The sequence below is a fragment of the Streptomyces sp. NPDC091412 genome, assembly GCF_044756885.1.
Taxonomy (GTDB): Bacteria; Actinomycetota; Actinomycetes; order Streptomycetales; family Streptomycetaceae; genus Streptomyces.
In genome coordinates this window covers 224,787-243,872 of the sequence record NZ_JBIVTV010000004.1, presented here as the reverse complement: position 1 = coordinate 243,872, position 19,086 = coordinate 224,787, and the positions used below count along the sequence as shown (strand labels likewise).

The window sequence follows — 19,086 nt, the reverse complement described above, 5'->3', positions numbered from 1 at the left end:
GTATGGCCACCCGGCACGACACCGCCGCGCCCCCCGAGGAGGGGGGCGCGGCCCCGGGCCGCCCGGCGGGGACCGACACCGCCGACGCGGAGCACCGGCGCCGGGCGCGGCTGTCCCGCCGCTGGCAGCGGGACATGCGGTGGAGCCCGTACGCGTTCGTCTCGCCGTTCTTCCTCCTGTTCGTCGCCTTCGGGCTGTTCCCGCTGCTCTACACGGCGTGGGCCTCGCTGCACACCGTGGAGTTGACGGCGCCGACCGACATGGAGTGGGCGGGGCTGCGCAACTACACCCGGATCTTCGACGACGACTTCTTCTGGAACGCGGCACGGAACACCCTGACCATCGGCATCATCTCCACGGTCCCGCAGTTGCTGATGGCGATGGGTCTGGCGCACATCCTGAACTACCGGCTGCGCGCCTCGACCTTCTACCGGGTCGCGATGCTGGCGCCGTACGCGACCTCGATCGCCGCCGCCTCCCTGGTCTTCGTGCTGCTCTTCGGGCGCGACTACGGCATGATCAACTGGGTGCTGCACTCGGTCGGCTTCGACCACGTCGACTGGCAGAACGACAAGTGGCCCTCCCAGATAGCCGTCTCGACGATCATCATCTGGCGCTGGACGGGCTACAACGCGCTGATCTACCTCGCGGCGATGCAGGCCATCCCGAACGACCTGTACGAGTCGGCGGCCCTGGACGGTGCCAACCGGTTCCGGCAGTTCTTCCACGTCACCCTGCCGCAGCTGCGTCCGACCATCCTCTTCACCGCCGTGGTCTCGACCATCGGCGCCAGCCAGGTCTTCGGCGAGCCGCTGCTGTTCGACGCCAACAAGGGCGCCTCCGGCGGTGCCGAGCACCAGTTCCAGACGCTGGGCCTGTACCTGTACGAGCAGGGCTGGGTGAACCAGCACCTGGGCCGGGCCTCCGCGATCGCCTGGACGATGTTCCTGATCCTGATCGTGATCGGCGTGGTCAACTACGTCATCTCGCGCCGGCTGCGCGCCAGTAGTTAAGGAGACCGGCCGTGACGACGACGACCCTGACCGAACCCGAGACGCCGACCGCCGGGCCCCGCCGGACGCGCCGGCCCAAGGCCGCCCGCGCGGGCGGGCAGCTGCACGCCGGCCCGATCGCGTACGTGATCCTGGCACTGTTCACCATCGGATCGCTGTTCCCGCTGGTGTGGACGGCGATCGCCGCGTCCCGGAACAACAACCGGCTGGCGCAGACCCCGCCGCCCTTCTGGTTCGGCTCGAACCTGATGCACAACCTCCAGGTCGCCTGGACGGACGCCAACCTGGGCAAGGCGTTCGTCAACACCACGATCGTGGCGGGTATCTCCGCGGCGACGGTCGTGTTCCTGTCCACGATCGCCGGCTTCGCCTTCGCCAAGCTGCGCTTCAGGGGCCGGGGCGCGCTGATGCTGATCGTGATCGGCACGATGATGGTGCCGCCTCAGCTCAGCATCATCCCGCTGTACATGATGGTGGCCAAGCTGGACTGGACCGACCAGTTGCAAGCGGTGATCCTGCCGTCGCTGGTCAGCGCGTTCGGTGTGTTCTTCATGCGGCAGTACCTGCTCCAGGCGCTGCCGGACGAGATCATCGAGGCCGCCCGGGTGGACGGCGCGAGCAGCTGGCGCGTGGTGTGGCACGTGGTGTTCCCGGCGGCGCGTCCCGCGATGGCCGTGCTGGGGATGCTGATGTTCGTGCAGACCTGGAACGACTTCCTGTGGCCCTTCCTGGTGCTGACCCAGACCGGCAACCCGACCGTGCAGGTCGCCCTCGCGGGTCTGGGCCGCGGCTACACCCCCGACCAGTCCCTGATCATGGCGGGCGCGCTGCTCGGCACGCTGCCGCTGCTGCTGGTCTTCGCGATCTTCGGCAAGCAGATCGTGGGCGGCATCATGCAGGGCGCGGTCAAGGGCTGACGCCCGCGGCCCGTCCTCGCGCGCGCGACGGCCCGGCCGCCGCGCACACCCCCGCCTTTCCGGGGGCCGGGTCACCGTGGTCCCGGCCCCTCGTCCCTCTGTCCACGTCGACCCCTGTCCACCTCCCCTTTCGAACCGTCGGTCTTTCACGACCATCTATGGGAGCGCTTCCATGCCTGAGTCCGCACAGCCGGTGACCCCGGTGACCTTTCCGCCCGCCTTCCTCTGGGGCGCCGCGACCTCCGCGTACCAGATCGAGGGGGCGGTGCGGGAGGACGGCCGTACGCCCTCCATCTGGGACACCTTCAGCCATACCCCAGGCAAGACCGCCGGTGACGAAACCGGTGACATCGCTGTCGACCACTACCACCGCTACCGCGATGACGTGGCCCTGATGGCGGACCTGGGCCTGAACGCCTACCGCTTCTCCGTCTCCTGGCCGCGCGTGCAGCCGACCGGCCGGGGCCCCGCCGTCCAGGTGGGCCTGGACTTCTACCGCCGTCTCGTGGACGAACTGCTGGAACGCGGGATCAAGCCGGCGGTCACCCTCTACCACTGGGACCTGCCGCAGGAACTGGAGGACGCCGGCGGCTGGCCGGAGCGCGAGACCGCGCTGCGCTTCGCGGAGTACGCGCAGATCGTCGGTGAGGCGCTCGGCGACCGGGTGGAGCAGTGGATCACCCTCAACGAGCCGTGGTGCACCGCCTTCCTGGGCTACGGCTCCGGGGTGCACGCGCCGGGCCGCACCGAGCCCGCGGCCACACTGCGCGCGGCCCACCACCTGAACCTGGCGCACGGCCTGGGCGCGCAGGCGCTGCGGTCGGTGATGCCGGCCCGCAACTCGGTCGCGGTCAGCCTCAACTCCTCGGTGGTCCGCACCGTCTCGCAGGACCCGGCGGACCTGGCGGCGGCCCGGAAGATCGACGACCTGGCCAACGGGGTCTTCCACGGCCCGATGCTGCACGGGGCGTACCCGGCCACGCTGCTGGAGGCCACCTCGTCGATCACGGACTGGTCCTACGTCCTGGACGGCGATCTGCAGACCGCCCACCAGCCGCTGGACGCGCTCGGCCTCAACTACTACACGCCGGCCTTGGTGTCGGCGGCGGACACGACGCTGGAGGGCCCGCGGGCCGACGGTCACGGGGCGAGCGCGCACTCGCCGTGGCCCGGCGCGGACGACGTGGCGTTCCACCAGACGCCGGGCGACCGCACCGAGATGGGCTGGACGATCGACCCGAGCGGCCTGCACGAGCTGATCATGCGCTACTCCCAGGAGGCGCCGGGAGTGGCGCTGTACGTCACCGAGAACGGCGCCGCCTACGACGACAAGGTGGACGCCGACGGCCGCGTGCACGACCCGGAGCGCATCGCCTACCTGCACTCCCACCTGGCGGCGGTGCGCCGGGCCATCACGGACGGCGCCGACGTCCGCGGGTACTACCTGTGGTCCCTGATGGACAACTTCGAGTGGGCCTACGGGTACGGCAAGCGGTTCGGTGCGGTCTACGTCGACTACAGCACCCTCGCCCGGATCCCGAAGTCCAGCGCCCACTGGTACGGCAGGGCGGCCCGCACCGGGGAGCTGCCGCCGCCGGACGCCGCCTGACGGCCCGTCCGGCTCCCAGCGCGCCCCGGCCGGATCGGGGGTGAACCGGCCGGGGCGCTTTGCCGCGCACGACGCGGGTGTTCAGGGAAGGGACCGGGGACGGGCGGGGCGCGCGGCGGATCTCCCCGGCCGGCGGCGGCGCACCGCTCCCCGGTGGCCCGAGCGCACCGGGGAGCGCGGGTCGAGCTGGATCCAGATCCGCACCTCCGTGCCGCCGAGCACGGACGAGCCGATACGGACGTCTCCGCCGGTGGACTCCGCGAGCCGGCGCACGATGTCCAGGCCGAGCCCCGTGGAGCCGTCGTTCCCCGATCCGCGCCCGCGCAGCATCGCAGCCTCCGGGTCGGGTATGCCGGGCCCGGCGTCGGAGACGAGCACGATCACCGCGTCGTCGCCGTTGTGCACGTCGACCGCGAACGCCGTGCCCTCGGCGGTGTGCCGGAAGACGTTGCCGAGCAGGGCGTCCAGCGCGGCCGCGAGGTCGGCGCGGGCCACGGGTATGCGCACCGGCCGCTCGGCCCCGGCCACCCGCCACTTGCGGCCCTCGTCCTCGGCGAGCGCCGACCAGAACTCCATCCGCTCCCGGACCACTTCAGCCGCGTCGCACCCGGCGCCCGGACCGGCGGCCGCCGTCTGCGGCTTGGCCTCGCGGGCGGTGCGGATGATCGTGTCGACCTCGCGCTCCAGCTGGGCGACCGCCGTCCGGGTCTGCTCGGCGGCGGGTCCGGCCCCGAGCGAGGCCGCGTTCAGCCGCAGCACGGTCAGCGGTGTACGCAGCCGGTGGGACAGGTCGGCCGCCAGTTCGCGTTCGTTCGCCAGCAGTTGGACGACCTGGTCGGCCATGGAGTTGAACGCGACCGCCGCGAGCCGCAGTTCGTTCGGCCCCTCCTCGGGCACCCGGGCGCCGAGCCTGCCCTCGCCCAGTTCGTACGCGCCCTCGACCAGCCGCTGCGCGGGCCGCACCATCCGTACGCCGAGCCGGTCGGCGACGGCGACCGAGCCGACGACGAGCGCGGCGCCCACACCGGCGAGCACCGCCCAGGCCGTGCCCACGCCGTTGCGGACCTCGGACTCGGGGACGTAGACCTCGACGACGGCGATGGCGCCGGAGCTCAGCGCGACCGGCTGGAGCAGCGTGGACCCGCCGGGCACCTCGGCGGTGGAGGCGCGGCCCATTGCCCGCACGGTCGCGATGTCCTCGCCGGTGGCCCGGGCGCGGCCGATCTCGACGGCCGCCGCGCCGTCGACGGCCGGTACGTGCACGGCCATGCGGGCGTTGGAGCCGGCCGAGGCGACGACCCGCTCCAACTGCTCGCGCTCGGTGGTGATGGACAGGGCGGGGGCGACCGCGGCGGCCTGGCGCTCGGCGTTGGAGAAGGCGCGGTCCCGGGCCATCTCCTTGATGACCAGGGCGAGCGGAACGGCGAAGGCGATCACGACCATCGTGGTGACCGCGAGGCAGACCTTGACCAGTGCCCATCTCATCGCGGCTGCTCCGCTCCGGGCGGCTCCAGCTTCACGCCCACGCCCCGCAGGGTGCGCAGATAGCGGGGCCGGGCCGCCGTCTCGCCCAACTTCCGCCGCAGCCAGGACAGATGGACGTCTATCGTCTGGTCGTCACCGTAGGACTGCCGCCACACCTCGGCCAGCAGCTCCTTGCGCGCCACGACCACTCCCGGCCGCCCGGCCAGGAAGGCGAGCAGGTCGAACTCACGGCGGGTCAGGTCCAGCCGCACCCCGTCCAGCTCGGCCTGGCGGCGCAGCGGGTCGACGGTCAGGCCGCCGACCCGGAGCACGGGGGACGGCGGGTGCTCCCCGGCGGCGGAGCGGGCCCGGCGCAGTACGGCGGCCATGCGCGCGGACAGGTGCTCGACGGAGAACGGCTTGGTCAGGTAGTCGTCCGCCCCGGCGTTGAGCAGCCGGACGATCTCCGCCTCGTCGTCCCGGGCGGTGGCGATGATGACGGGCACGTCGGTGATGCCGCGCAGCATCTTCAACGCCTCCGAGCCGTCCAGATCGGGCAGTCCGAGGTCCAGCACGACCACGTCGAAGCGGAGGTGGGCGACCTCGCGCAGCGCCTCCAGCGCCGTACCGACGCTGCGCACGGTGTGCGAGGCGTCGGTCAGGTGCCGGATGAGCGCCGAGCGTACGAACGGGTCGTCCTCGACCACGAGAACACGTGCCATGCGCCGCACCGTACGCCATGGGGGCGTTCCCGGCGGGGGCCTGTGGACAACTCCGGGAAAGCCCCGGCCGCTTGTGGACAACCTCACCCCGATCGCGTTCCCGCGACACCATGGGGACGGGTGAGGCAGGATGGCGACGATGCTCAGAGGACTCGTACACCTGCTGGCCTGGTCGCTCGCCACGGGCGCGGCGGCCACCCTGTCATGGTGGGGCGTCCACACGGTGATGGCGGGCACGGCCTACGATCCGCCGCGCGCCCTGCCCATCACGGCGGTGGAGGCGACCAGGCAGGAGTCGGCACCGGCCGCCTCGCCCACCCCTCGGCCGACCGCGTCCAGGAGTCCCTCGGCCAGTCCGAGCAAGCCGGCCGACGAGCGGACGGTGACTCCGAGCCCCTCCCGGCCGACGCGCCCCGCGAGCGCACCCGCCCCCTCCCCCACCACCTCCGGCCAGGTGAAGAGCTACGACACCGAGGGCGGCCGGGTGGTCTTCGACCTCGGCCAGTTCTCGGCGAACCTGGTCTCGGCGACTCCGGGCACGGGCTGGTCGATGCAGGTGTGGAAGACGGAGACGTGGATCCGCGTGGAGTTCACCTCGGACGCCGACCGGGTGTCGGTCATCTGCGCCTGGCACGACGGGCCGCCGCACGTGGAGATCGGCGACTACTAGAGGAGCACGCCCGGTTCGGCCCGCACGGTAGCCCGGTACGCCCGGTTCGGCCCGCACGGTAGCCCGGTACACCGGTACACCGGTACGCCTGGTACGCCCAGTTCCGCCGATCCGGCCGGTTCAGCGGAAGGCGGACGGCGGCGGGGCCGGTGAGGCGACCGCCGCGGCGTCGGTGACCGGTACCGCCCCACCGGTGAAGTCGGTGAGGGCGCGGCCGTGTTCGACGCGGCCCGGGTGCGGGTCGGTGGCGGCCCTGCGGGTCAGTTCGGCGACCGGCAGCGGCAGGTCGGAGGCCACCAGCACGGCGTTGCCGAAACGCCGGCCGCGCAGCACGGTCGGGTCGGCGACCAGCGCGAGTTCGGTGAACCGGGCGGCGGTGGTGGCGATCTGGCCGCGCAGATGGGTCAGCGGCGGGCCGTCGGCGAGGTTCGCGGCGTAGACACCGCCCGGCCTCAGTGCCCTGCGCACCCCGTCGAGGAACTCCGTCGAGGTGAGGTGGGCGGGTGTGCGGGCGCCGCTGAACACGTCCGCGATGACCAGGTCGGCCCAGCCGTCCGGCACTTTGGCGAGGCCCTCGCGGGCGTCCACCGACCGCACCCGAAGACGGGCTCCGGAATCCAACGGCAGCTCGCGGCGCACCAGTTGGACGAGGGCCGCGTCGCGTTCGACCACCTGCTGGGTGGAGCGGGGCCGGGTGGCGGCGACGTACCGGGCGAGGGTGAACGCCCCGCCGCCGAGGTGCACGGCGTGGACGGGCCGGCCGGCGGGCGCGGCGAGGTCGATCACGTGCCCGAGCCGCCGCTGGTACTCGAAGGAGAGGTACGCCGGGTCGTCGAGGTCGACGTAGGACTGCGGGGCGCCGTCGATCAGCAGGGTCCAGCCCCGTGCCCGCTCCCGGTCGGATATGAGCTGCGCGAGCCCGCCGTCGACCTGTTCGGTGACGGCTTCGACGGCTCCTCGCCCGCGACGGGCGCTCCTGGACCTTCCCATCCGCCCATTGTCGCAAGCGGTGCGGTGTGCCACCCACAGGTGACGGGAGCCGTGGGCGAGCGTTCCGGTGGGCGGGGCGCCGGGGTCAGCAGCAACTGTCCGCGGCCTCGATCATCCGGGCCGCCTCCCCCAGGGCCCGCCGCAGCACCGCGGGGTCCGTCGCGAGGTCGGCCTCGTCGGGCGGGACCAGCCAGTCCGAGCCCTCCACCGGCGGCTCCGGGGCCAGCCGCAGGCCCCGTCCGTCGGTCCCGGTGCAGGTGCTCCCGGGCACGTCCCAAGCCGCGGCCGTGCCCGCCGGCACCACGAAGCCGAGCGTGCCGCCTCCGTCGTCGTGCAGTACGGGCCCCACCGCGTCCCCCGGCCCGCGGCGCAGGATGTCCACCGCCTCCAGCCCCTGCCGGGCCGGCACCGTGACCACGTCGCACGTGGCCTGCGTACAGGAATCGACACTCCGCGGGGTTTCCATCCCGGCCTCCATCACGAAAATCCCTCCTCGTGAACGAGCGGGTCGGGAGCCTGGCGGCTCCCGGTCCACGGGGTTCAACGCGGCAGGGCGTCAACGGCTACGGGCGAAGTCCGCCGTGAAGGGTGGCACTTCATGGCAGATCACGGATGAGATATCCGGTTTGTAGCCAAACACAGCGTGTCCGGACGGACACAGCAGGTACTTTCTTGCTCGCCGGAAACAGGGCGTCATCCATGCGACCGGGACGACTCGGGCGACGGGTGACCCGCCGACCGGACGACTCGGCCGACTTCCCCCTGTGTCCGGCATGGTTCGACGGTTCGCACGAGAGGGCCCGGCCATGACGTCGTCGACGGTGACCTCGTCTCAGTCCCCCCGCCCGCCACGACCGAATCTCGCCTTCCGGCAGCTGCGCGGACAGCGCTCGCCGGCCGAGTTCGCCGCGGCGGTACGGAGGGCCGCCCACGAGATCGGTGAGCGGGTCAGCTGTGACGCGCGCTACATCGGCCGGGTGGAGGCGGGTGAGATCCGATGCCCCAACTACGCCTATGAACGTGTGTTCTTGCACATGTTCCCCGGCCGCACGCTGACCGACCTGGGGTTCGCACCCCGGTCGGCCGTTCGGGGGCGCGCCTCCCGCGCGCCGCACGAGGAACGGGAGGCGTACGACCCGTACCACTCCACCGATTCGCCGGATCCGCACGAGCTGCACGACCCGTACCACCCGCACGAAGACCACGAGAACCACGAGGAGAGCGACGTGCTGCGTCGCGCATTCATGACCCGCGGGGGCGCCACGGTGGCCGCCGCCTCGCTGGGCCCCCTGGGACCTGCCTTCAACGCCTCGGCCGCGGATCGCCCCGCGCACCGGGCCGGCGCGAGCGACGCCGGGGCCGTCGAAGAGGCCGTCCGCCGGATCCGGTTGCTCGACGACCGGCACGGAGCGGACGGTCTCTACCGCCGCGCGGCCGCTCCGCTGCGCGCCGCTTACGCGCTGCTCGACGTCGGCGCGACCCGGCAGACCACCGCCGACCGGCTGCACTCGGGCGCCGGTGAACTGGCCATCTCGGTGGGCTGGCTGGCCCACGACTCCGGGCGTTTCGACGACGCGCGCTCGCACTACGCCGAGGCACTGGCCACCGCGCGCATGACCGGGGACCCGGCCCTGGAGGCACACGCCTTCTGCAACACGGCGTTCCTCGCGCGGGACGCGGGACGGCCCCGCGAGGCGGTGCGGGCCGCGCAGGCCGCGCAGCGCGTCGGACGCGGGCTGGGCTCGGCGCGGCTGATGTCGCTGCTCGCGCTGCGCGAGGCGGGCGGCTGGGCCGGGCTCGCCGACCGCACCGGCTGCGAGCGGGCGCTCGCCCGGGCGCAGGCACTGTACGAGCGGGGCGCCTCGGACGCCGACCCCGAGTGGATGAGCTTCTACGGCGAGGCCGAGCTGGCGGGGCTCGAGGCGCAGTGCTGGTCCACGCTGGGCGACTGGCCGCGGGCGGCCCGGCACGCGCGGCGTGCCGCGCGGCTCCAGGATCCCCACTTCATGCGGAACATCGCGCTCTACACGGCCGAGCTGTCCGACGACCTCGCGCGCGGGGGGCGGCCGGACGAGGCGGCCGCCGCCGGAATGCGGGTCCTGGACCTGCTGGACCAGGTCCAGTCGTCCCGCATCCAGACGATGCTGGCGGGAACGGCACGGGTCCTGCTGCCGCACCGCCGGGCGAGCGGGGTGTCCGATTTCCTGGAGAGGCATGCGAGCGCCCCTCGACCGGTGTGACGCGGCAACGGGCCGGCCGGGCGCGCCCTGTCACGTCGCGCGCTCCCTCCCACGGTCTTCGGGTGAGAGCCCCGCGCCCGGGTCAGTCAGACGCCCGAGGCCGCGCCCGTGGGGCCGCATGGGCCCAGTCGCACCGTGGCGTGCCTCCCCCGGCCCTTCGCGGCCAAGACCCCGCGCGCGGGCAAGCCGAGCGACCGACGTCGCGTCGCGGAGGCGAGTGGGACCACCCGGGCCGCGTGGTCCCTCCCACGGCTCTTCGGGCGGAGGCCCCCGGCCCCCCTGCCTCACCAGCGGCAGCGGCAGCGGCAGCGGGGCCGACGGTCACGAGAGGTGGCCCACGTCGTTCCAGTTTTCGATGGCCGGCTCTCCGTAGGCCCAGCCCAGTACCGAGAGCGACGTGGGGTTGAGGCGGATGCGCGCCGCGAAGTCGAGTGGCAGGCCGAGCCACCGCGCGCCGATCGAGCGCAGGATGTGCCCGTGTGCGAAGACCAGCACGTCACGGTCCTCGCCGCGCGCCCAGGCCACCACCTCGTCGGCACGGGAGGTCACCTCGGCGAGCGTCTCCCCGCGCGGGACGCCGTCGCGCCAGATCAGCCAGCCGGGCCGCTCGGCCTGGATCTCCTGCGGCGTCAGGCCCTCGTACGCGCCGTAGTCCCACTCCATCAGCGTGTCCCAGCACATCGCGCGGTCGCCGAACCCGGCGAGCTCGCACGTCTCACGCGCGCGTGCCAGCGGGCTGGTGCGGACCTCGACCCCGGGCAGGCCGTCGAACGGCGCCCGCTGGAGCCGTTCCCCGAGCAGCTTGGCGCCGCGCCGGCCCTCCTCCAGGAGGGGAACGTCGGTCCTGCCGGTGTGCCTGCCGGACAGCGACCACTCGGTCTGTCCGTGCCGGGCCAACAGGATGCGCGGTGCCATGGAGAACCTTCCGGAAAAAACTCAGATCTTCGGACGGAATCCCTCCATCATCGCGCACGCCGTCCGGGGGCAACCCGGGGGGCGGTCTGTGCGTCTATCAGGGCCGGGGGCACCCCGAGGTGGTCGGGTCGGGCACCGTAAAGTGGCACGACCGTCCGGGCACCGCCGGGCAGCGCAGCGACGAAGGGGGAGGGCATCGGATGCCGCAGACCGAGGCACCGGCACGGCGCACCGAGACGGCCCCGCGCACCCGGCTGCGCTGGTGGACCGAACTGCCGCTGATCCTGCTGGTGTACGGCTGCTACTCGGCGGGCCGGCTGCTGGCCCGCGGCGACGTCTCCACGGCCGTCGACCACGGCCTGGCGATCCTGCGCGTCGAGAAGCTGCTGCACCTCAACGCGGAGCACCCCCTCAACCGCCTGTTCACCCGTGAGCCGTGGCTGGGCGTCCCCGCCGACTTCTGGTACGCGTCGCTGCACTACCTGGTGACCCCCGTGATCCTGGTGTGGCTGTTCAGGGCGCGCACCACGCACTACCGGGCGGCCCGCACCTGGCTGATGACGTCCACGTTCATAGGACTGATCGGTTTCACCCTGCTGCCCACCTGCCCGCCCCGCCTGCTCTCCCCGGACCACGGGTTCGTGGACACGATGGCCCAGTACAGCTCGTACGGCTGGTGGGGCGGCGAGGCCAGCGCGCCGCGCGGCCTGGGCGGTATGACCAACCAGTACGCGGCCATGCCGAGCCTGCACGTGGGCTGGGCCCTGTGGTGCGGAGTGATGCTGTGGCGCCACGGCGGCACGCGCACGGCGAAGGTCGCGGGCGTCGCCTATCCGTTGGTGACCGCGCTGGTCGTGATGGGCACCGCCAACCACTACCTCCTGGACGCGGTCGCGGGCGTGGCCGTGATGGGCGTCGGGATGCTGCTCGCGCCGTTCGTGATGCGAGGCGCGGACCGCGCCAAGGCACTGCTGACGCCCCCCGCCACGGCCGTCACAGGGGACTCCGGTGCCGCGGGCTCCCCGATTGTCAGTGGCGGATGCCAGACTTCGGCGGGTGAGCGAATTCCACGGCAGCGCGAAACACGGTTCGGGCCCGGAGCCGAACCGGGTGCCGTCCCCGAGGACGCGGGAGACGGCGCTCCAGCCTGGGGTCTCCCCCGCCCGAGCGAAGTCGAGAGCCTGGGGAAGGCTCGCTGAGCTGCGCGGGCCCGGCGTACCGGCCCGCGCCCTCGACGCCCGGGCCCTGGCCGCGCTGGCCGCGAACCCCGGCTGCGGCCGTCGCGCGATCCTGGACGGCGCGGGCGTGGACAAGGCGGCGCTCGCGGAAGCGCTGGGCGCGCCCGCCGTGTTCGGGCAGTCGCAGTTCGCCTTCATGCGGGGCAACGCGTTCGAGGCACGCGTCAAGGCGGACGGCGGCGCCGAGCTGCTGAGGCTGGCGCACACCAGGCTGGACCCGGGCGCGGAACCGCCGAGGGAGAGCCGGGTGCCCGACCTGAGCGCCGTCGGCCCCGAGGGGCGTACGGCGCGTACGGCGCTGGCGCTGCGCGAGGCCACGCGGGCGGGCGCCTGGACGCTGCTCGACCATCCGATGCTCGCCCTGGAGGTGGCGGGCTCACCCGCCTACCTGGAGCCGGACGCGGTGGTGGTGCACCCGGACGGCAGCTGGACGGTGGTGGAGATCAAGTCCTTCCCGATGCTGGACGGCTCCGCCGACCCGGCGAAGGTGGGCGCGGCCGCCCGGCAGTCGGCGGTCTACGTGCTGGCGCTGGAGGACGTCGCCGCGCGCCTCGACCCCGTCCCGCGCGTACGGCAGCGGGTGCTCCTGGTGTGCCCCAAGGACTTCTCCAACCTGCCCACCGCGTCCGCCGTCGACGTCCGCAAGCAGCGCGCGGTGACCGCCCGCCAGTTGACCCGGCTGACCCGTGTCGAGGACATCGCCGACGCCCTGCCCGAGGGCGTGTGCTTCTCCCCCGAGCTGCCCTCGGAGGAGCTGACGGCAGCGGTGGAGGCGGTCCCGGCGACGTATGCGCCCGAGTGCCTGGCCACGTGCGAGCTGGCCTTCCACTGCCGCGCCCGGTCCCGTGCGCAGGGCGCGGTGACCGCGCTGGGCCGCTCGGCCCGCGCCGACCTGGGCGGGCTGTCGACGGTCGAGGACGTGCTGGCGGCCGCCCACGGCGAGGCGGGCGATCCGGACGACCCGGCGGTGGCCGCGCTGCGCCGGGCCGCCGCGCTGCGGGCCGAGGCCCTGGAGCAGGCCGGGCGGGAGGCGGCGTGTCGCTGATCGCCACCCTGGGCCGTATGGAGGCGGTGCGGACCGGTCGGGCCCAGCCCGCCGCGACTGTCCGGCACCGGCATCTGTCCGCGCGGCCGCTGGTGTTCGTGCCGCTCACCACCGCCGGTGAGGCGGGCGCCCCGCTCGGGGCACTGGTCGGCACGGACCGTGACGCGCCGCGGCTGCTGGCCGTCCCGCAGCCGCGCGACCGCGACCTGCGGTTCGCGTTCCTCGCCGAACTGGCCGACGTGGTCCTGCCGTACATCGACTCCTGTGCCGACGCCGTCGAGGCCGCCGAGCGCAGCGAGACCGATCCGAACAGCGGCAAGCGGGTCAAGGTCGAGGTGGAGCTGTGCGCGGACGCGCCCCAGCTGATCGTGCCGAGCCGCGCGGGCATCGACTTCGTACGGCTGCTCGGACGCTCCATGCGTTTCCGCCGCACCGCCGAGCAGGACCCGGAGACGCCGCATCCGGCGCCGCCGCGCGTGCCGTTGCTCGGTCGGTGGCTGACCCACTTCGGGGAGCGGGCCCGGGTGCCCGGTTCCTCGCTGCTGCCGGCGATGACCGACCTGCTGGCCCAGCACTGGACGACCGGCCAGTCCGGCCTGGAGGACCAGCACCTGGGGGCGCTGCTGGCGTGGATCGACCCGCCGGACGGCGCGTCGGGCGCCGGAGCCGCGCTGCGGGCCGAGCTGGCGCACACCGCCGACGGCCAGTTGGAGTGCCCGCCCGCGGGCCCCGCCACCGACCCGGCCTTCGACAACAGGCTGCTGGCGCCCGCTATCGAGCGCTACGACCGCGCGCGTACCGCCCTCGCCGCCGCCGAGGACGGCCTGGAGGCGGACGAGCGGCTGGGCGCCGTCACCGCGGCCGAGCAGGGGATCCGCGACCTGGTCGAGAAGTGCGCCGTCCCCACCTGGGACAACGTCTGGCGCGGCCTGGACCTGCTGCGGGCGCTGCCCGAGGGCGGGCACGTCGAGGAGCGCTGGACGCGCGACCGCTGGTCGTTCACCGGCCACCGCGACCGGGTGCGGGCCGGCGAGCCGCCGCAGCCGCGCCGCGACGACGCGGTCACCGCGGCGAACAAGCTGGCCACGCGTGAACGGGAGCAGGCCCGTCTGGAGGCACAGGAGGCGCTGGACGACCCGCTGGTCATGGCGGGGCGGCGGCTGGCCGGAGAGGCGTTCGCGGGCGAGGTCACGGACGTCGTCCCGGCCTGCAGCGAGGGCAAGCGGCCCAGTCCGCGGCCGCTGGTCACCGTGCGCACCGACGACCGGCCGCACCTGGGCGAGCGGGCCAGGGCGTACCGCTCGCTGGACGGCAAGCCGCAGTCGGCCGAGTTCGTCGCCTGCGAGGAGGACACCGCCGAGGGAACGCTCGTCGTCCTGCGGATCCTGGACAGGATGGGCCGCGGCAAGGAACCCGCGCCCGGTTCCGTGCCGGAGAAGGGCGACCGCGTGTGCTTCACGCTCTTCGAGCACGAGCAGCGCGGCGGCGCGAAGCTGCCCGACCCGGAGCAGACCCCATGGACGCACGGCGGCCCGCCGGGCGAGGAGAGCACGCCGGAGGCCCCGGACCCCGTGACCGAGGAGGATCATCTGTGACCGCCCCCGCCCAGGACCCCGCGATCGGCCCCGGCGGCCTCCGGGCGCCCTTCGACCCCGGGGCGGCGGCCGCCCGCGCGACCGACGCGATCCTCCGCGACACCCTGCACGGCTCGGACCGCGGGGTCGTCGTCGACTCCCCGCCCGGCGCGGGGAAGTCGACGCTGGTCGTGCGCGCGGCGCTGGAGCTGGCCGCCGCCGGACGGCCGCTGATGGTGGTCGCGCAGACCAACGCCCAGGTCGACGACCTGGTGCTGCGGCTGGCGGAGAAGAATCCCGAACTGCCCGTGGGCCGGCTGCACAGCAGTGACGCCGACCCGTACGACAAGGCGCTCGACGGCCTGCCGAACGTACGGAAGTCGGCGAAGGCGGCCGACCTCGCCGGACTCGACGTGGTCCTGTCGACCGCCGCGAAGTGGGCGCATGTGAAGGTCGACGAGCCGTGGCGGCACGCGATCGTCGACGAGGCGTACCAGATGCGCTCGGACGCCCTGCTCGCGGTCGCCGGGCTGTTCGAGCGGGCGTTGTTCGTGGGTGATCCGGGTCAGCTGGACCCGTTCGCGATCGTCGGCAGCGAGCAGTGGGCGGGCCTGTCCTACGACCCGTCGGCGTCCGCGGTGACGACGCTGCTGGCCCACAATCCGCAGCTGCCCCAGCACCGGTTGCCGGTGTCCTGGCGGCTTCCGGCGTCGGCGGCGCCCCTGGTCTCCGACGCGTTCTACCCGTACACGCCGTTCCGCAGCGGCACGTCGGCCGGGGACCGGCGGCTGACGTTCGCGGTCCCCTCGGACGACTCGGGTCCCGACCGGGTGCTCGACGAGGCCGCCGAGTCCGGCTGGGGCCTGCTGGAGCTGCCCGCGCGGCACACTCCGCGCACCGACCCGGAGGCGGTGCGGGCGGTGGCGGCGGTCGTACGGCGGCTGCTGGAGCGGGGCGGGGCGGCCGTCTCGGAGCGGTCGCCGGACCCGGCGCCGCTGACCGCCGACCGGATCGCCGTCGGCACGGCGCACCGCGACCAGGCGGCCGCCGTGCGCGCGACGCTGGCGGAACTGGGCGTGACGGATGTCACCGTGGACACGGCGAACCGCCTCCAGGGCCGTGAGTTCGACGTCACGGTCGTGCTGCACCCGCTCTCCGGACGCCCCGACGCCACCGCGTTCCACCTGGAGACCGGCCGCCTGTGCGTCCTCGCCTCCCGCCACCGGCACGCCTGCGTCGTGGTCTGCCGCGCGGGGGTCACCGACCTCCTGGACGACCACCCGTCGACGGAACCGGTCCAACTGGGCGTGACGGTGAAGTTCCCGGACGGGTGGGAGGCGAACCACGCGGTACTCGCCCACCTGCGAGAACACCGAGTGGCCTGGCGACCGTGACCACCACACGGCCTCCCCCCGGACGGAGTCCGGCACACCGCCGAACGCGGCAGACGAACACAGCCCGGACGGCTGGAAAGCCAACCACGCGGTACTCGCCCACCAGCGAGAACACCGAGTGGCCCGGCGACCGTGACCACCACACGGCCTCCCCCCGGACGGAGTCCGGCACACCGCCGAACGCGGCAGACGAACACAGCCCGGACGGCTGGAAGGCCAACCACGCGGTACTCGCCCACCTGCGAGAACACCGAGTGGCCCGGCGTGCCCGGAGCGCCGGTCACGGTCGCCGGTGGCCCGGCGGGGCAGAGGAGTTGACGGGTGGGTCGGGGCGGGCTGCCCCCGCCCCCTTGCGTTCCCGGGAGACAATGGAGGGTGGCCCTTTCACAGGGCGGTGTCATCCGAACCGTACGAGGAGGTCGAGACATGGCGGAGCCAACGCCGCGTCGTGACGATCCGCGGCTACGCCCCGCGCCCCTGCTCTTCGAGCCGGCCGAGGCGGCCGCCGACCCCGAGCACTTCTTCGACCTGGAGTCGATCGACGATCCGCGGGCGCTGCTCGCGCGGGCGACGGAGCTGACGCTCGCGTTCCGCGCGGCGGCCGACCGGGCGGTGGAGTTCCAGGCGATCGCGGCGGCGCAGCTCTCCGATCCGCGGCGCTTCGACCGGCTGACCCCGGCGGCCATCGCCGAGCGGGCGGACTGGACCGAGGACTATGCCAAGAAGATGGTGGAGTTCGGGCGGGACCTGCTGAGCGGAGCCGAGGACGGCGTGCACGCCAACCCGGCCGACCCCGTCTGACCCCCCGCGCCTCGCGCTTCCCCCGGCTCTGGCATATGCCGAGCGCGTAAGATACCCCGACCCGCCCTTCCGCGTCCCGGTTTCCCGCAACCCTGTGGAATCGCCCGTTCACAGCGGGTAGATATATCCGCCATGAGCCGCACAGGCAACGAACCCTTCGTCGACCACCTCGACCAGTGGACAGGCCGCCGCTCCGACGCCTCGGGCGTCACCGCGGACGGCGCCGCCTGGCTGGCCTCGGCGGGCGCGTACCCCCGCAGCACGCTCGCCCTCTGGCGGGAGCGGCCGGACGCACCGCTCGTACTGCCCTGCGGCACCGTCTTCGACATGGTGAACGTGCCCGCGATCTTCGGCCGCCGGATGCTGGACCGGCTGTGGGACGAAGGTCCGGGGTCGGGCCCGGTGGCCGTCCACCGGGGACGGATGCTGCTGTTCGGCGCGCCGGGCACCGCGCACCGGCTGCCCTCGCTGCTGGAGTGGGAGGAGTGGGGGTCCCGGGGCCGGGAGGCCGGCCGCAAGGAGGGCATCCCGCCCCTGCTGTGCCACGGCAAGGGCGACGCGGTGACCCTTCCGGCCCTGTCCGACGACACCCCGCCCGCACGGCCGGCCTCCCGCTGGCTCGTCGCTCCGGACACCCGCCACCCCTGGCTGCCGGGCCCGGAGATCATGCTCTGGGCGGCCGTGCGGGCGGCCCGCGCGGCGGTGCGGATATCGATTTTTCCTCCCAGCGACCAGGATGCTAAGGTCTACGACGTCAGCAGGCGCCGCTAGCTCAGTTGGTTAGAGCAGCTGACTCTTAATCAGCGGGTCCGGGGTTCGAGTCCCTGGCGGCGCACGATGACGATGGCGAGACAGGGTCGCGGAGAGCGAACCGGTCTCGCCATCGCTGTGTGTACCGGCCGGCGTCACACCGTGGTGATCTTGACGGTGTACGCGCCGGACGCCGTACGGTTCTCCACCTCCACCCGGACCCCGTCGCCCGGCACGGTGAAGCTCTCCCCCACGTCGATCGGGGCGTCGGCCAGCGCGGGCTGGACCGAGGTCCCCTCGCAGGCATCGGTGTGCGGATGGGCGTCGATCACCTCGACCGGGCCGCCACCGGAGTCCGCCCCGCCGCGCACCCGGTACACCAGCACCCCCTGCCGGCACCCGGTCACGTCGTTGCCGACCGACGCCCGCGCCTCGATGGCCAGCACGCTGTCGCTCCCGGTGCGCACCACCACCAGCTTCGTTCCGCTGCCGAGCCCGAACAGCGGCGACCCGGCGGTGGCCGTCACCGACGAACCCGCACCCGCCGGGCCCACCTCCACCGGTTCCAGGGTCAGCCGGGTCGGTCCCCCTCGCACACAGGTCACCTGACGGGGGTCCAGCCACCCGAGCTTCCACTTGTGCCAGGCGAACAGGTCGGGCGAGAGGCCGAACTGGCTGCCCATCAGGTCCCAGTCCCCGACGTAGGTGTCCCAGTCGCCCTTGCCGTCCGCGGGCCGGTGGTACAGGTCGGGCAGGTCGAAGACGTGCCCGGACTCGTGGGCGAGCACCAGCCGGTCCGGCGGGTGCCGTTCGAAGACCGTCACCACCCGCCGGATCTCCTTGCCGTCGGCTCGCAGCGGGGTGTCCAGATTGACGACCTTCGTCGCGTCCGAGTCGACGCCGGGCGCGTCCGGGTCGGCGACGAAGTAGACGACGTCGTAGCGCGAGAAGTCGACCACGGGGTCGGCCGCGGCGAGCGCGTCGTGCAGATACACGGTGCGGTCCCGGGCGTTCCAGTCCCGGTGCATGGCGTACGCCGTGGACGGGCGCGGCATCCGGGTCCAGCGCCGCAGCGGGTGGGGGCGCAGGGTGAACCTGCCGTACGACGCCTGCTCGAAGTACCGGCTGGTGGCCGGGAAGTGGTCGGCGGTGAGTTCGGCCGGGGTGGTGCGCGGGGTGGAGTCCGGGAAGGACAGGAACACCAGGACGGCGTTCAGCGTCCCGGTCGGCCGTACGTAGGAGGGGTTCCAGGTGTCCAGACCCTCCGAGTGGTGGGCGTCCGTGCGTTGCAGGGCGCAGAGCGCGGTGGAGAACGGCTCGGCGACCGAGGGCCCGCCCAGGATCGAGGTGGCGGCGACCGCCGACATGGTGGTGAACACGGCCGCGGTGCTGCGCAGCCTGGGGCGCACCCCGACCTGGTTCAGCGCTCTGAGGACGTCGTGGCCGAGCGCCTTCAGGGGCAGCTGACACGGCACAGGGACCTCCGGGGCGGTTCGCGGGACACCGCACCCAGCCTGTGGGAGTTTGTAGGGGTACGCCCTGTTTGTCTGCACCGGAAGGGTGAGGGAAGCGAGTTCACGACAGGACGGTCCGACGCGGTTCCAGGGATACGACGCCCCCGGACCGCTCACGGAACGTCACAAGCGGTCAGCCATATAAAGAACCCGTCCAGGCGTGATCGGAAACGATCCGGACGAACGGCCGGTCGCCGCGCGGGACCGGCGAGCGGCTGGAAGGGGTTCGC

At 73.4% G+C, this 19,086-nt stretch carries 17 protein-coding genes and 1 tRNA gene; 12 read left to right on the top strand and 6 right to left on the bottom strand.

The features are described 5' to 3' along the window. Positions 1-2 precede the first annotated feature (2 nt). The 3 genes from ACIQMV_RS12430 to ACIQMV_RS12420 all read left to right on the top strand — a co-directional run bounded on the left by ACIQMV_RS12430 (position 3) and on the right by ACIQMV_RS12420 (position 3,539). Positions 3-1,013 carry a sugar ABC transporter permease gene (locus ACIQMV_RS12430; RefSeq protein ID WP_365427380.1) on the top strand — a complete coding sequence of 337 codons (1,011 nt, stop codon included), beginning with the start codon at positions 3-5 and terminating at the stop codon, positions 1,011-1,013. An 11-nt stretch (positions 1,014-1,024) separates the two neighbouring features. Continuing rightward, positions 1,025-1,930: a carbohydrate ABC transporter permease gene (locus ACIQMV_RS12425; RefSeq protein WP_365427377.1), complete on the top strand. Its 906-nt coding sequence runs from the start codon at positions 1,025-1,027 to the stop codon at positions 1,928-1,930. A gap of 172 nt (positions 1,931-2,102) precedes the next feature. Beyond that, positions 2,103-3,539 (top strand): GH1 family beta-glucosidase, encoded by a 1,437-nt coding sequence (locus ACIQMV_RS12420; protein ID WP_141360644.1) that lies wholly within the window; start codon positions 2,103-2,105, stop codon positions 3,537-3,539. A gap of 81 nt (positions 3,540-3,620) precedes the next feature. Here ACIQMV_RS12420 and ACIQMV_RS12415 read toward each other — a convergent pair whose 3' ends face one another. Both ACIQMV_RS12415 and ACIQMV_RS12410 read right to left on the bottom strand, forming a co-directional pair. Continuing rightward, positions 3,621-5,024, bottom strand: coding sequence for a sensor histidine kinase (locus tag ACIQMV_RS12415; RefSeq protein ID WP_402592613.1), 1,404 nt, complete (start codon positions 5,022-5,024; stop codon positions 3,621-3,623). Next, entirely contained in the window at positions 5,021-5,725 is a 705-nt protein-coding gene (locus ACIQMV_RS12410; RefSeq protein WP_402592612.1) for a response regulator transcription factor, read from the bottom strand. The genes ACIQMV_RS12415 and ACIQMV_RS12410 overlap by 4 nt, the downstream gene beginning before the upstream one ends. 139 nt (positions 5,726-5,864) lie before the next feature. On the opposite strand from ACIQMV_RS12410, the gene ACIQMV_RS12405 reads away from it, so the two are divergent. Continuing rightward, positions 5,865-6,395 (top strand): hypothetical protein, encoded by a 531-nt coding sequence (locus ACIQMV_RS12405; protein ID WP_402592611.1) that lies wholly within the window; start codon positions 5,865-5,867, stop codon positions 6,393-6,395. 120 nt (positions 6,396-6,515) lie between these two features. Here the strand turns inward: ACIQMV_RS12405 and ACIQMV_RS12400 are convergent, their stop codons facing one another. Both ACIQMV_RS12400 and ACIQMV_RS12395 read right to left on the bottom strand, forming a co-directional pair. Beyond that, on the bottom strand, positions 6,516-7,385 hold the full coding sequence (locus ACIQMV_RS12400) for a spermidine synthase (protein WP_402592610.1): 870 nt from the start codon (positions 7,383-7,385) through the stop codon (positions 6,516-6,518). 85 nt (positions 7,386-7,470) lie between these two features. After that, entirely contained in the window at positions 7,471-7,851 is a 381-nt protein-coding gene (locus ACIQMV_RS12395; protein ID WP_172632958.1) for a hypothetical protein, read from the bottom strand. A gap of 340 nt (positions 7,852-8,191) precedes the next feature. On the opposite strand from ACIQMV_RS12395, the gene ACIQMV_RS12390 reads away from it, so the two are divergent. Beyond that, the gene (locus ACIQMV_RS12390; protein WP_402592609.1) at positions 8,192-9,625 is read left to right on the top strand and encodes a hypothetical protein; all 1,434 of its coding nucleotides are present in this window, start codon (positions 8,192-8,194) and stop codon (positions 9,623-9,625) included. A 321-nt stretch (positions 9,626-9,946) separates the two neighbouring features. Here the strand turns inward: ACIQMV_RS12390 and ACIQMV_RS12385 are convergent, their stop codons facing one another. Further along, positions 9,947-10,540 carry a histidine phosphatase family protein gene (locus ACIQMV_RS12385; RefSeq protein WP_141360638.1) on the bottom strand — a complete coding sequence of 198 codons (594 nt, stop codon included), beginning with the start codon at positions 10,538-10,540 and terminating at the stop codon, positions 9,947-9,949. Between the two features lie 200 nt (positions 10,541-10,740). On the opposite strand from ACIQMV_RS12385, the gene ACIQMV_RS12380 reads away from it, so the two are divergent. The 7 genes from ACIQMV_RS12380 (at position 10,741) to ACIQMV_RS12350 (ending at position 17,427) form a co-directional block, all read left to right on the top strand. Continuing rightward, entirely contained in the window at positions 10,741-11,739 is a 999-nt protein-coding gene (locus ACIQMV_RS12380) for a phosphatase PAP2 family protein (protein ID WP_402592608.1), read from the top strand. Then, positions 11,651-12,823 carry a hypothetical protein gene (locus ACIQMV_RS12375; protein WP_402592607.1) on the top strand — a complete coding sequence of 391 codons (1,173 nt, stop codon included), beginning with the start codon at positions 11,651-11,653 and terminating at the stop codon, positions 12,821-12,823. Before ACIQMV_RS12380 ends, ACIQMV_RS12375 begins: the two co-directional genes overlap by 89 nt. Continuing rightward, positions 12,814-14,418, top strand: coding sequence for a hypothetical protein (locus ACIQMV_RS12370; protein WP_402592606.1), 1,605 nt, complete (start codon positions 12,814-12,816; stop codon positions 14,416-14,418). The genes ACIQMV_RS12375 and ACIQMV_RS12370 overlap by 10 nt, the downstream gene beginning before the upstream one ends. Further along, positions 14,415-15,791: an AAA domain-containing protein gene (locus ACIQMV_RS12365; RefSeq protein ID WP_402592605.1), complete on the top strand. Its 1,377-nt coding sequence runs from the start codon at positions 14,415-14,417 to the stop codon at positions 15,789-15,791. Before ACIQMV_RS12370 ends, ACIQMV_RS12365 begins: the two co-directional genes overlap by 4 nt. A gap of 426 nt (positions 15,792-16,217) precedes the next feature. Continuing rightward, complete coding sequence (locus tag ACIQMV_RS12360; RefSeq protein WP_141360635.1) at positions 16,218-16,592, top strand: hypothetical protein; 375 nt, start codon at positions 16,218-16,220, stop codon at positions 16,590-16,592. 132 nt (positions 16,593-16,724) lie between these two features. Further along, a complete protein-coding gene (locus ACIQMV_RS12355) occupies positions 16,725-17,363 on the top strand; it encodes a bifunctional DNA primase/polymerase (protein WP_402592604.1) in 639 nt (212 codons plus the stop codon). Next, positions 17,354-17,427: transfer RNA gene (locus ACIQMV_RS12350), tRNA-Lys, on the top strand. Before ACIQMV_RS12355 ends, ACIQMV_RS12350 begins: the two co-directional genes overlap by 10 nt. 70 nt (positions 17,428-17,497) lie before the next feature. Here the strand turns inward: ACIQMV_RS12350 and ACIQMV_RS12345 are convergent. Continuing rightward, entirely contained in the window at positions 17,498-18,817 is a 1,320-nt protein-coding gene (locus ACIQMV_RS12345) for a M6 family metalloprotease domain-containing protein (protein ID WP_402592603.1), read from the bottom strand. Between the last annotated feature and the right edge of the window lie 269 nt (positions 18,818-19,086).